Below are 12140 nucleotides of genomic sequence, written 5' to 3' on the forward strand. Positions count from 1 at the left end.
GGTCTCCCGGCCCGCCCGGGTCATCCCCGGATCCCCCGCGGACCGGTCCGACGAGCGGAGACCGCACGATGGAGCAGGTGAGCCCGGCCGGTCCGGATCCCGCCCGGCGTCGCCGCGGCCCGGCCCGCATCCTGCTGGCCATGCTGGTGACCGCGGTGCTGCTCGGCGGCGCCGTGCCGTACGTGGCCGGGTCGGCCGGCGGCTACCTCAGCTACCTGGTGCTGGCCGAGCGCCAGGACGCGGACGGCGCCGCCCTGGCCGCCGACCAGGCCCGCGCGGCCGGCGGGCAGGTGGTGCAGGACTACCCGCAGATCGGCGCGGTGCTCGCGTACGCCACCGGCGCGTTCGCCGAACGGCTGCGCGGGCGCCCGGGGATAGCCGCGGTCGGCGCCACCCGGACGGCCCCGGTACCGGGCCCGCCCCGGCCGGTGGACGGCATCGGCGACTTCCGTCCGGCCGCCGACAGCGCCGACAGCGTGTCCCGCCCGGACGGCGCCTCCGGCCCGGACGCCACCGGGAGCGCGGAGCGGGCCGACGACTCCACGGCGACCGTGCCCGACCCGGCCGAGCAGAGCGACTGGAACCTCGCCATGATCGGCGCCACCGAGGCGCCCACCCGCTTCGCCGCCCTGCTGCGCGCCCCCGGACTGGCCGCCACCACCGCCCGTACGCCCGGCGCGCCCCCGCTGCCCTCCACCCAGGCCCTGCACGGCGTCCTGGTCTCGGTGCTGGACTCCGGGGTCGACGACACCCACCCGGACCTGCGCTCCGCCGTCGACCCGGGCGCCTCCGCCTCATGCGCCGACGGACGGCCGGACGCCCGGTACGGGGCCTGGCGCCCCGACCCGGGGGTGACCGAGAGCGGGCACGGCACCCACGTGGCGGGCATCGTCGGCGCCGCCCGGGACGGGCACGGCGTCACCGGCGTCGCCCCCGGGGTCCGGATCGCCGCCGTCCGGCTGCTCGGCCCGCTCGGCCAGTACTACGCGGAGAACATCGTCTGCGGCATGCTCTGGTCGGCCGACCACGGCGCGAAGGCCGTCAACGACAGCTACTTCGCCGACCCGTGGAAGTACAACTGCCCCGAGGACCCGGACCAGGCGGCGCTGATCGCCGCGGTCGGCCGGGCGGTGGCCTACGCCCAGCGGCAGGGCGCCGTGGTGGTGGCCTCCGCCGGCAACGACGGCCAGGACCTCGGGAGCACCCGACCGGACCGGCGCAGCCCCAACGACCGGCTGACCGGACCGGCCCAGGACCGGCTGCTGGGCACCGAGTGCGTCCGGCTGCCCGGTGAACTCCCGGGCGTGCTGACGGTGAGCGCGGTCGACCGCCGCGGCCTGCCGGCCGGCTACTCCAACTACGGGCGCGGCCGGATCTCCATCGCCGCCCCGGGCGGGGACCCGGACAGCGGGGCGCAGGGTGCGGTCGTCTCGGACTGGCCCGGCGGCACGTACGCGGCGCTCGCCGGCACCTCGATGTCGGCGGCCCACGTCACCGGGGCGGTGGCGGTCACCTCCGCCGTGCACCCGGACTGGGGGCCGCAGCAGGTGATCGACCGGCTGACCGGTGCGGCGGCGGCCGGCTGCCAGCGCACCGCCGCCGTCTGCTCGGACCCGGCCTACCGGGAGTACTACGGCGCCGGGGTGCTGGTGCTGCCCGACTAGACCGGCCCCGACCGACCCGACCCTGGGCAAAACCGGAGGCGCCGGGCGGGCGGGCCGGGCAGGATCGTCCGGTGACCAGCTACCTGACCACCGCGCGGCTGGAGCTGCGCCCGTTCACCGCCGCCGACACCGAGCTGCTGGTGGACCTGGACTCCGACCCCGAGGTGATGCGCTTCCTGACCGGGGGCCGGGCCACCGGGCGCGAGGCGGTGGAGCGGGAGGTGCTGCCGGGTTACCTGGACGGCTACCGCCGGCACCCCTCGTTCGGGCACTTCGCCGCGTACGGGCGCGCGGACGGCGCCTTCCTCGGCTGGTTCGAGTTCCGCCCGCTCCCCGGCGGGCCGCCCGGGGAGGTCGAGCTCGGCTACCGGCTGCGGCGGGCCGCCTGGGGGCGTGGGTACGCCACCGAGGGGGCGCGGGCGCTGGTCCGGCGGGGCTTCGCCGAGCTCGGGGTCGAGCGGGTGATCGCCGTCACGATGGCGGTCAACCTCGGCTCGCGGTGGGTGATGGAGAAGGCCGGCCTGCGGCTGGTCCGCACCTTCCACCAGGACTGGCCGGAGCCGATCGAAGGGGCCGAGCACGGCGAGGTCGAGTACGCGCTGGAGCGCGCGGACCTGCCCGCCGCAGGCGCCGCCGGCCCGGTCGGACGGCCGGGGGCTCCGGGATAATGGGGGCATGAGGCTGACCGAGTTCTGGCGACGGATGTCCGCGCACTTCGGCGAGGGCTACGCCACGTCGTTCGCCCGCGACCACGTGATGAGCGAACTCGGTGGGCGGACGGTCGAACAGGCGCTGGCGGCCGGCTGGGAGGCCAAGGACGTCTGGCGGGTGGTCTGCCAGACCCAGGGGGTCCCGGCGCAACTGCGCTGATCGGAGCGGGCGCGGACGGTCGGGCCGGCGAGGGCGGTCCGGGCCCGGCCCGCCGACGCTCCGGGCGGCCGGGGACCCGGTTCCGGCCGGTCGATGGGTGAGACTGTTCGGGTGGCCAGCAGCTCAGAACTCCCGCAGAACCCGGATCCGACGCCTGCGCAGCAGGCCCCCGCAGGCCGTACCAGGCTGACCGGCGGGGCGATGCCCAGATGGCTGCCGAAGGCGATGGTGCTCGCCCTGGTGCTGGTCGGGCTCTTCCAACTCGCCGACTGGGCCTTCCACCAGCTGATCGACCTGTTCGTGATGCTGCTGGTGGCCTTCTTCCTCTCGCTGGCGATGGAGCCCGCGGTCGACCGGATGGCGGCCCGCGGGGTGCGCCGGGGGCTCGGCACCTTCCTGGTCTTCATCGGTCTGGCGGTGGCCGTCGCGGGCTTCCTCGCGGCGCTCGGCACCCTGCTGGTGGACCAGGTCACCCAGGTCGCCGGCCGGCTGCCGCACCTGCTGGACAACCTGATCGGCTGGATCAACCGGACCTTCCACCAGCACCTGTCCCTGGACCAGCTCCAGCACCAGGTGCTGACCGACTCCGGCACCATCGAGAAGTACGCCCAGCAGGCCGCCGACAACGTCTGGGGCGTCTCCAGCACGGTGATCGGCGGGCTGTTCCAGGCGTTCACGGTCGGGCTGTTCACCTTCTACTTCACCGCCGACGGCCCGCGGGTGCGCCGCACGGTCTGCTCGCTGCTGCCGCCGGACAAGCAGGGCGAGGTGCTCCGGGCCTGGGAGATCGCGCTCGCCAAGACCGGTGGCTACCTCTACTCCCGGGCCCTGCTGGCCCTGGTGTCCACGGTGGCGCACTGGATCATGTTCCAGATCCTCGGCCTGCCGTACGCGGTGGCGCTGGGCGTCTGGGTCGGTGTGATGTCGCAGTTCGTGCCGACCATCGGCACCTACATCGCGGGCGCGCTCCCGGTCCTGGTGGCGCTGACCGTGCAGCCCTCGGACGCCATCTGGGTGCTGGCCTTCGTGATCGTCTACCAGCAGATCGAGAACTACCTGCTGCACCCGCGGATCACCGCGCGGACGGTGGACGTGCACCCGGCGGTGGCCTTCGGCTCGGTGATCGCGGGGGCGGCGCTGCTCGGCGCGGTCGGGGCGTTGATCGCGATCCCGGCCGCCGCCACCCTGCAGGGGTTCGTCGGCACCTACGTGCGCCGGTACGAGGTGACCACCGACCCGCGGATCGACCGGGGGGTGGCCTGGCGGGAGCGCCGCCGGCTGGCGGCGCGCCGGCTGCGCCGGATGGTGGGCGCGCCGGAGGTGGAGGACGGGCCGGGCCGGCCGGGCGCCGGGGAGCCGCTGCCCGCGCCGGCGCAGCCGTCCGAGCCGCTGCCCGACCCGCGCCACGGGGAGGACGGAGCGGGGCGGCCGGCGGAGGACAGGTCGTAGGCGGAGCCGGTGCCTGGGGGGCCGACGTGAATCGAACATTCGTTCCCTATACTCGAGGGGCGACGAGTTTTCCACAGGCGGAGCCCGATCGGGGCCGATTGTCGGTGGGACGCGCTAGCGTCGAGGACGATGAAGCGCACAGCACAGAACCCGAGGGTGGAAGCCATGGCAGCAACGGACCGCGAGAAGGCTCTTGAGAACGCGCTCGCCCAGATCGAGCGGCAGTTCGGCAAGGGCTCGGTGATGCGCCTCGGCGACCAGGCGCGGACGCCGATCGACGTGATCCCCACCGGATCGACCGCGCTGGACGTCGCGCTCGGTGTCGGCGGCATCCCGCGCGGCCGCGTGGTGGAGATCTACGGCCCGGAGTCCTCGGGCAAGACCACCCTGACCCTGCACCTGGCGGCCAACGCGCAGCGCCTGGGCGGCACGGTCGCCTTCGTCGACGCGGAGCACGCGCTCGACCCGGACTACGCCCGCAAGCTCGGCGTGGACACCGACTCGCTGCTGGTCAGCCAGCCGGACACCGGTGAGCAGGCGCTCGAGATCACCGACATGCTGATCCGCTCCGGCGCGGTCGACCTGATCATCATCGACTCGGTGGCGGCGCTCGTGCCGCGCGCGGAGATCGAGGGCGAGATGGGCGACTCGCACGTGGGTCTGCAGGCCCGCCTGATGAGCCAGGCGCTGCGCAAGATCGCCGGTGCGCTGAACCAGTCGAACACCACCGCGGTCTTCATCAACCAGCTGCGCGAGAAGATCGGCGTGATGTTCGGCTCGCCCGAGACCACCACCGGTGGCCGCGCGCTGAAGTTCTACGCCTCGGTCCGGCTCGACATCCGCCGGATCGAGACCCTGAAGGACGGCACCGAGGCGGTCGGCAACCGCACCCGCGTCAAGGTGGTCAAGAACAAGGTCGCCTCCCCGTTCAAGCAGGCCGAGTTCGACATCCTCTACGGCATCGGCATCAGCCGCGAGGGCGGTCTGATCGACATGGGCGTGGAGCACGGCTTCATCCGCAAGTCGGGCGCCTGGTACACCTACGAGGGCGACCAGCTCGGCCAGGGCAAGGAGAACGCCCGCAACTTCCTGCGGGACAACCCGCAGCTGGCGGACGAGATCGAGGCCAAGATCAAGGGCAAGCTCGGCATCGGCCCGAAGACCGAGACCTCGGAGGGCGCACCGGCGGCGGCCGTCGAGGCCCCGGCCGCCGCGCCCGCCAAGGCCGCGGCGAAGAAGACGGCGGCGGCCAAGGCCTGAGCCGTTGACGTACCACCCCGACGACCGGTCACCGGGCCGCTCCGAGGCACCCGGTGACTGGGGGCCGCCCGACTGGTTCGCCGCCGTCGCCGAGCCGGAGCCCGGCGCCGAGTCGGAGCCTGCCTCGGCGCGGGAGCCTTCCTCCGCGCCGCGGCGCGAGCCCGGCCCCGGGTCCGCTGCCGAGCCCGCTTCCGGGCCGGGGCGGGAGTTCGACCTCTCGGAGTTGACGCCCGCCTCGCAGCTGCCCGGCGGGCGTCGGCGTCGCCGCAGCGCGCTCGCCGAGGAGGCCGGCGGCCCGGGCACGGAGGATTCCGGCGTCCCGGCGGAGCCGGTGCCGGCGGCCGACGCACGCCGGCAGCGCCGCTCGGAGCGGCGTCAGGAGCGGGCGGCCGCCGGCCCGGCGGCCGATCCGGCCGAATCCGCGGACCCGGAGACCCGGGCCCGCGAGATCTGCCTGCGCCTGCTCACCGGCGCCGCCAAGACCCGCAAGCAGCTGGGGGACGCGCTGCTCCGGCGGGAGATCCCCGAGGAGGTGGCCGAGCTGGTGCTCGACCGCTTCGAGGAGGTCGGGCTGATCGACGACGGCGCCTTCGCCGAGGCCTGGGTCGATGCCCGGCAGGGCCGCCGCGGACGGCGCGCGCTCGCCCAGGAACTCCGTACCAAGGGGGTGGCCGGCGAGCTGGTCGAGCGGGCCGTGGCCCAGGTGGACGACGAGGACGAGACCGACGCGGCGCGCGCCCTGGTCGACCGCAAGCTGCGTTCCACCCGGGGGGTGGAGCGGCAGGCCCGGATCAGGCGGCTGGTCGCCATGCTGGCGCGGCGCGGATATCCGGAGGGGCTGGCGTTCCGGGTGGTCCTGGCGGCGCTGGCCGAGGAGGGGTCGGGCGGCGCCGGGGGCTTCGCCGACGCGGCGCGGGACGGCGCGGGGGACGACGGGGAGCACGGCGGCTGGTGACGTCGGCTCAGGTCGCCGAAGTCAACTCTCGATCGCATCTTGACCGTTTCGTAACCTGCGCCTAGCCTCGCAAGCAGTGAGGGATCATTCCGATCATGCCGATGACGTGCTGGGCACGTCCTCGGCCGGAGTCGGTTCCGTGCAGCAGCCCGCCCCGCGGGCCCCCGGTCGGTCCCTCACCGCCGCCACGGCAGTGTGTGCGCAGGGACGGGGGAGTGGGTCGGATGACGATCGCGACTGAAGCCGGTTCGGGGCCCGTCATGCTGGTGGCCGGCCTGGTGCTGGCCCTGGCCCTCGGGCTGGTGCTGGCGGCCGGCTGGCTGATGCTGCGCCAGCGCCGGGCCGAGCTCGACCGGCGCGAGGAGCGGCTGGCGGCCGAACTGCGGCGCCTGCACCTCCAGGAGGACGAGTTCGCGTCCCGTTCGGCCGAGCTGGTGGTGGCCCAGGCGGAGCTGCGCGAGCTGGAGACCGGGCAGCGGCAGGCGCTGGAGCGGGCCGCCGGGCTGACGGCGCGCCAGGCCAGGGCGGAGCTGATCGGCGAGCTGGAGGCGGACGCCCGGCGGGAGGCCGCGGTGACCGTCCGGGAGCTGGAGCGGCAGGCCAGGGCCGAGGGCGAGCTGCGGGCCCGGGAGATCATCGCCGTCTCGGTGCAGCGGCTGGCGGCGGAGCAGACCGCCGAGTCGGTCACCACCGTCTTCCGGCTGCCCAACGAGGACATGAAGGGCCGGGTGATCGGCCGCGAGGGGCGCAACATCCGGGCGTTCGAGACCGTCACCGGGGTCAACCTGATCGTGGACGACACCCCCGGGGTGGTCCAGCTCTCCTGCTTCGACCCGGTCCGCCGGGAGGCCGCGCGGCTGACCCTGGAGGTGCTGGTCGGGGACGGCCGGATCCAGCCGGCCCGGATCGAGGAGGTCCACGAGCGCAGCCGGGCCGAGATCGAGCGGCTCTGCCTGCGGGCGGGCGAGGACGCCCTGCTGGCCGTCCACCTGGACGAGATGGCCCCGGAGCTGGTGCGCGCGCTGGGGACGCTGCGCTACCGGACCTCGTACGGGCAGAACGTGCTGGGGCACCTGGTGGAGTCCGCGCAGCTGGCCGGGATGATGGCGGCCGAACTGGGGGTGCACCAGGGCCTGGTGCGGCGGGCGGCCCTGCTGCACGACATCGGGAAGGCGCTCAGCCACGAGGTGGCGGGCAGCCACGCGGCCGTCGGCGCCGAGTTCGCCCGGCGGCACGGGGAGTCGCCCGAGGTGGTGCACGCGATCGAGGCGCACCACGGCGAGGTGGAGCCCGGCACGGTGGAGGCGGTGCTGGTGCAGGCAGCCGACGCCTGCTCGGGCGGCCGGCCGGGCGCCCGCCGGGAGTCGGTGGAGACCTACGTGCGGCGCCTGGAGCGGCTGGAGGAGATCGCGCTCGGCCACGACGGCGTCTCGAAGGTGTTCGCGATGCAGGCGGGGCGCGAGGTGCGGGTGATGGTGCAGCCCGAGGTGGTGGACGACCTGCGGGCGCAGGTGATCGCGCGCGAGGTGGCCCGGCAGGTGCGGGAGGAGCTGACCTACCCGGGGCAGATCCGGATCACGGTGGTGCGGGAGAGCCGGGCGACCGAGTTCGCCCGCTGACGGGTGGCGGCCGGGCCGCCACCCGCCGGCGGCTCAGCTGTCCGCGCCCGCCAGCGAGGCGGGGCCGCCGCGGGCGCCGTCGGCGAGCGCCTGCAGCGCGTCGGCGCGGCAGCCCTGGGTGGTGCCGACCAGGTGGCCGTCCGGGCGGATCAGCAGCACGGTGTGCGGGTCGGCGCCCGGGTACTGCTCGGTGACCAGCACCTCGGCCGGCACCGGCAGCGCGGTCGCGACCTCGGCCAGCCGGGGCATCAGACCGGCCCCGAGCCAGTGCTGCGAGGACCAGACGGCAGTGCCGGGTGCCACCAGCAGCAGCAGGAAACCGCCGCCGAGCCGGGCGCGCAGCTGGTCGGCCGCGCCGTCCATGGTGACCACCGGCAGGTCGGGCACCAGCACCCCGGGCGCGGTGGCGGGCAGGCTCTCGGTGAGCGAGGTGCCGCGCCCCGGACCGCGCTGCACCGGAACCCGGCCCGGCACCCCGGAGGGCGCCGCGGGGTACGCCGGCGCGCCGCCGAACCGGCCGGTGCCGAGCTGCCCGTCCGCGAGCAGCGGTGCGTGCTTGCGGAAGGAGCCGGTGAGCAGCGAGCGCCGGGTCTGCTGCCAGCCGCGCAGCGGGCGCAGCAGCGGCATGGTCTGGTCGACCGCGCGCAGGCGGGCGCCGACCGCGCCGCGCCGCTCGGTCTCGTAGCCGTCCAGCAGCGAGCCGCCCGGCTGCGGGCCGCCGGCGTGCAGGTGCCAGGCGAGGGCGAGCCGCCAGGCCAGGTTCTCGGCGTCGCGCAGCCCGTCGGCGAGGTTCTGCATGCCGAGGGCGCCGTGCAGGTGGGCGGCGTCGCCGGCCAGGAAGCAGCGGCCGGAGCGGAACCGGGCGGCCAGCCGCTGCTGGGCGGTGTGGTCGGCGGCGGCGAGCAGTTCGTAGCGGGGGAGTTCGCCGCACCAGCCGGTGAGGGTGGCCTTGACCCGGGCGAGCAGGGTGTCGCCGGTGACGATGCCGGGCCAGGTGGCGTGCGGGTCGATCGGTTCGCTGGGCTGGGGCCGGCCCGGGGGCAGCCGCCAGTCGAGCCGCCACAGGCCGTCCGGGAGCGGCCGGGCGCAGGCCTCGCGGTCGCCGCGCCAGGGCGGCTCGCGGTGCAGCCGGGCCTCGCCGGCGAACGGGAGGTCGACCCGGACGGTGGCCATCGCGTGCCGGTCCACCGCGGGCCGGCCGGGGAAGCGGATCTTGAGCAGCCGCCGGACGGTGGAGCGCGCGCCGTCGCAGCCGACCAGGTGGCTGCCGCGCCACCAGGTCCTGGTGCCGTCCTGGACGTGTTCGGTGCGCACGCCGACGCCGTCCCGGTCCTGTTCCAGCTCGACCACCCGGCTGAGCGGGACGAGCTGGATCAGCGGGGTGGCGGTGACCGCGTCGCGCAGGCCGCGCTGCAGGCGGTGCTGGGCGAGGTGGAGCACCGGGGAGCGGTCCAGCGGCAGCCGGAGCACCTCGGAGCGGCGGCGCCAGACGGTGAAGGCGTCCCAGCGGGCGGCGTCCGACTCGGCCCGGCCGTAGCCGAGCCGGCCGAGGAAGGAGGCGGTGTCGCTGCCGAGCACCACCGTCCGCGGGCTCTCCGGGCACAGCCCGGCGCCCTCGTCCAGCACGATGCTGGGCACCTCGCTGCGGGCCAGGGCGAGGGCCAGGGCCAGGCCGACCGGCCCGGCCCCGACCACGATCACCGGGTCCACGTCGGGACCTCCGCCCGGCGCGGCCGGAGGTGCCCGGACTCGGTGCTCAGTGCTGGGGAGGCTCCGGGAGGTGTCACGAAGAGCAATGCAACAGATGACCTGGGTGTCCGTCAAGCAGCGGCAGGTGTGCGCCGGTTCGTGCCGCGACGGCCGCGCGCCTCGATCCACTTGGCCAGCGCGGTCAGCGCCAGGCACAGCCCGATGTAGATCGGGGCGATCACCAGCACCACCGGGATGTAGGGGTAGCCCTCCGGGGTGGAGGTGTTGCTGGCGATCAGCTTGCCCACGTAGAGCAGCTCGTGGAAGGCGATGATGTAGCCCAGCGAGGTGTCCTTGAGGGTGACCACCAGCTGGCCGATGATGGCCGGCAGCATCGACCGGACGGCCTGCGGCACCAGGATGGTCGTCATCACCGAGGTCTTGCGCAGCCCGAGCGCGTACGCGGCCTCGGCCTGGCCGCGCGGGACGGCGTTGACGCCGGAGCGGATGATCTCGGCCTGGACCGCGCCGTTGTACAGCGTGAGGCCGATCACCAGGGCCCAGAAGGGCTCGGCGCCGAAGACCGCGCGGTACAGCGCGAAGATCATGATGAGCAGCGGCATCGCCCGGAAGAACTGGACGACCGCGGTGCAGACCGCCCGGACCGGGCGGTGGTCGGAGAGCCGGCCGGCGGCCAGCAGGGCGCCGAGGGTGATCGAGAAGAGCGCGGCCAGGCCGAACACCTTCAGGGTCTCCAGCACGCCGTCTACGATGCGCTGCTGGACCTTGGCGTACTCGAACGGCGCCCACAGGTCGGGCGAGAACTGGCCGGCCTCGTCCAGGCGGCTGTAGACGAACCAGAGCAGCGCGGCGATCGCGGCCAGCGAGAGCAGGCCGAAGGCGCGGTAGCGCATCCTGGCCTTGGGGCCGGTGGCGTCGTAGAGCACGGAGGCGGTGCGGGTGCTCATCGGGCCACCGCCAGCCGCTTCTCGGCGAAGCTGAACAGCTGCTGGACCCCGAAGCTGATGATCAGGTACGCGATCGCAATCCAGAAGAAGATCCCGAAGATGGCGTACCCCTTGTCGGTCAGTGTCGCCTGCACGTTGAAGAGCTCGGGCACGCTGAACGCGCCGGCGACCGCGGAGTTCCTGGGCAGGGCGATGAAGATCGAGCTCATCGGGCCCATCACGGCGCGCACCGCCTGCGGCAGGATCACCAGGCCGAGCGTCTGGCCGAAGTTCATGCCCAGGCTGCGGGCCGCCTCGGCCTGGCCGAGCGGCACCGTGTTGATCCCGGAGCGCAGCACCTCGCAGACGAAGCTGCCGGAGTACGCGCTGAGCGCGAGCACGGCGAAGGTGAACGGCTCCAGGTGCACGTCCAGCCGGGGGAGACCGAAGACCACCGCGAAGAACAGCAGGGTCAGCGGGGTGTTGCGGAAGGTGTTGACCCAGACGGTGCCGAACGCGCGGAGCGCCGGGACCGGGGACACCCGGAAGGCCGCCAGGACGATGCCGAGCAGCATGGCGAGGACCGCGCTGATCGCGCTGAGCTCGACCGTCCGCAGGAAGCCGTCGCGGAACAGCGCGAAATTGCCGTCCTCGAACAATATGCCCATGCCGGCTGCCCTCCTCTCAGTGGTGGTTGCGTGGTGGTCCGAGGTGGGCGCCCGCGCGCGGGCCGGCCCCGGGGTCGGGGGCCGGCCCGCGCGCGGGCGCGCCGGCTCAGTACCGCTGCAGGGCGGGGACCTGCGGGGCGGCGGAGCCGGAGAGGCCCAGGGTGGCGTCGTACGCCTTCTTCCAGTCGCCGTTGTCCTCGTGCGCCTTGAGCGCGTCGCTGATGGCGTCGCGCAGCGCCTTGTCGTCCTTGTTCAGGCCGACGCCGTAGTTCTCGGTGGAGAAGGGCTGGCCGACCACCTTGAGCTTGCCGGCGTTCTTCGCCGCGTAGCCCTTGAGGATCGCGTCGTCGGTGGTCACCGCGTCGATCTCGTCGGTGAGCAGCTTGTCGACGCACTGCGAGTAGGACTCGTACTGGGTGACCTTGGCGCCGTACTTCTTGATCTGGTCGACCGAGGTGGAGCCGGTCACCGTGCAGACGTTCTTGTCCTTGGTGCTCTCCGGGCCGGTGATCGAGGTGTTGTCCTTCTGCACCAGCAGGTCCTGGCCGGCGATGTAGTACGGGCCGGCGAAGGAGACGCTGGCCTTGCGCTTGTCGTTGATGCTGTAGGTGCCGACGTAGTAGTCGACGCCGTGGGTGGAGATCGAGGTCTCGCGGTTGGCGGAGGCGATGGTCTGCCACTCGATCTGCTTGTCCGTGAACCCGAGGTCGGCGGCGATCATCTTGGCGATCTCGATGTCGAAGCCGTTGCGGGTGCCGGTCTGCACGTCCTCGAAGCCCAGGTACGGCTGGTCGGACTTGGCGCCGATCTTCAGCTTGCCGGCCTTCTTGGCCTCGACCCAGGTCGGCGAGGACTCCAGCTTGAAGTCCGTCTTCACGGTGTAGGTCGGCAGCTGGGGCTTGGCGGAGCCGGCCGCGTCGTCGTTCGGCGAGCCCTCCTTGCCGCAGGCGGCGACGGCCGTCAGCGTCAGCACGGACAGGGCGACAGCGATGGTACGACGGGTCCTCATGCGGGTTCGT

General features: G+C 74.1%; 11 protein-coding genes. 7 read left to right on the top strand and 4 right to left on the bottom strand.

Annotated elements, in window-relative coordinates:
- The first annotated feature begins 68 nt into the window (after positions 1-68).
- The 7 genes from ABT014_RS21435 (at position 69) to rny (ending at position 7817) form a co-directional block, all read left to right on the top strand.
- Positions 69-1664 (top strand): S8 family peptidase, encoded by a 1596-nt coding sequence (locus ABT014_RS21435; RefSeq protein WP_350640597.1) that lies wholly within the window; start codon positions 69-71, stop codon positions 1662-1664.
- A 71-nt stretch (positions 1665-1735) separates the two neighbouring features.
- Positions 1736-2332 carry a GNAT family N-acetyltransferase gene (locus ABT014_RS21440; protein ID WP_350640598.1) on the top strand — a complete coding sequence of 199 codons (597 nt, stop codon included), beginning with the start codon at positions 1736-1738 and terminating at the stop codon, positions 2330-2332.
- 7 nt (positions 2333-2339) lie between these two features.
- Positions 2340-2534: a DUF3046 domain-containing protein gene (locus ABT014_RS21445; protein ID WP_350640599.1), complete on the top strand. Its 195-nt coding sequence runs from the start codon at positions 2340-2342 to the stop codon at positions 2532-2534.
- Positions 2535-2735: 201 nt separating this feature from the next.
- Positions 2736-3983 (top strand): AI-2E family transporter, encoded by a 1248-nt coding sequence (locus tag ABT014_RS21450; protein ID WP_350640694.1) that lies wholly within the window; start codon positions 2736-2738, stop codon positions 3981-3983.
- Positions 3984-4148: 165 nt separating this feature from the next.
- The gene (gene recA, locus ABT014_RS21455; protein ID WP_350640600.1) at positions 4149-5243 is read left to right on the top strand and encodes a recombinase RecA; all 1095 of its coding nucleotides are present in this window, start codon (positions 4149-4151) and stop codon (positions 5241-5243) included.
- 4 nt (positions 5244-5247) lie between these two features.
- Positions 5248-6198 carry a regulatory protein RecX gene (locus tag ABT014_RS21460; RefSeq protein ID WP_350640601.1) on the top strand — a complete coding sequence of 317 codons (951 nt, stop codon included), beginning with the start codon at positions 5248-5250 and terminating at the stop codon, positions 6196-6198.
- A gap of 224 nt (positions 6199-6422) precedes the next feature.
- Positions 6423-7817 carry a ribonuclease Y gene (gene rny, locus ABT014_RS21465; protein ID WP_350640602.1) on the top strand — a complete coding sequence of 465 codons (1395 nt, stop codon included), beginning with the start codon at positions 6423-6425 and terminating at the stop codon, positions 7815-7817.
- 33 nt (positions 7818-7850) lie between these two features.
- Here rny and ABT014_RS21470 read toward each other — a convergent pair whose 3' ends face one another.
- From ABT014_RS21470 to ABT014_RS21485, 4 genes are all read right to left on the bottom strand, one after another.
- Entirely contained in the window at positions 7851-9527 is a 1677-nt protein-coding gene (locus ABT014_RS21470; protein WP_350640603.1) for an FAD-dependent monooxygenase, read from the bottom strand.
- Positions 9528-9637: 110 nt separating this feature from the next.
- The gene (locus ABT014_RS21475; protein WP_350640604.1) at positions 9638-10474 is read right to left on the bottom strand and encodes an amino acid ABC transporter permease; all 837 of its coding nucleotides are present in this window, start codon (positions 10472-10474) and stop codon (positions 9638-9640) included.
- Positions 10471-11121 (bottom strand): amino acid ABC transporter permease, encoded by a 651-nt coding sequence (locus ABT014_RS21480; RefSeq protein WP_350640605.1) that lies wholly within the window; start codon positions 11119-11121, stop codon positions 10471-10473. Before ABT014_RS21480 ends, ABT014_RS21475 begins: the two co-directional genes overlap by 4 nt.
- A 106-nt stretch (positions 11122-11227) precedes the next feature.
- The gene (locus ABT014_RS21485; RefSeq protein WP_350640606.1) at positions 11228-12130 is read right to left on the bottom strand and encodes a glutamate ABC transporter substrate-binding protein; all 903 of its coding nucleotides are present in this window, start codon (positions 12128-12130) and stop codon (positions 11228-11230) included.
- Positions 12131-12140 lie beyond the last annotated feature (10 nt).

Origin of the sequence: Kitasatospora sp. NPDC094015, assembly GCF_040304075.1 — a bacterium.
Taxonomy (GTDB): Bacteria; Actinomycetota; Actinomycetes; order Streptomycetales; family Streptomycetaceae; genus Kitasatospora.

Excerpts from the sequence above, each read along its gene's own strand:
- ABT014_RS21435 (WP_350640597.1), top strand. The coding sequence starts at position 69 with ATGGAGCAGGTGAGCCCGGCCGGTCCGGATCCCGCCCGGCGTCGCCGC.
- ABT014_RS21445 (WP_350640599.1), top strand. The coding sequence starts at position 2,340 with ATGAGGCTGACCGAGTTCTGGCGACGGATGTCCGCGCACTTCGGCGAG.
- ABT014_RS21450 (WP_350640694.1), top strand. The coding sequence starts at position 2,736 with ATGCCCAGATGGCTGCCGAAGGCGATGGTGCTCGCCCTGGTGCTGGTC.
- recA (WP_350640600.1), top strand. The coding sequence starts at position 4,149 with ATGGCAGCAACGGACCGCGAGAAGGCTCTTGAGAACGCGCTCGCCCAG.
- rny (WP_350640602.1), top strand. The coding sequence starts at position 6,423 with ATGACGATCGCGACTGAAGCCGGTTCGGGGCCCGTCATGCTGGTGGCC.
- ABT014_RS21475 (WP_350640604.1), bottom strand. The coding sequence starts at position 10,474 with ATGAGCACCCGCACCGCCTCCGTGCTCTACGACGCCACCGGCCCCAAG.
- ABT014_RS21480 (WP_350640605.1), bottom strand. The coding sequence starts at position 11,121 with ATGGGCATATTGTTCGAGGACGGCAATTTCGCGCTGTTCCGCGACGGC.
- ABT014_RS21485 (WP_350640606.1), bottom strand. The coding sequence starts at position 12,130 with ATGAGGACCCGTCGTACCATCGCTGTCGCCCTGTCCGTGCTGACGCTG.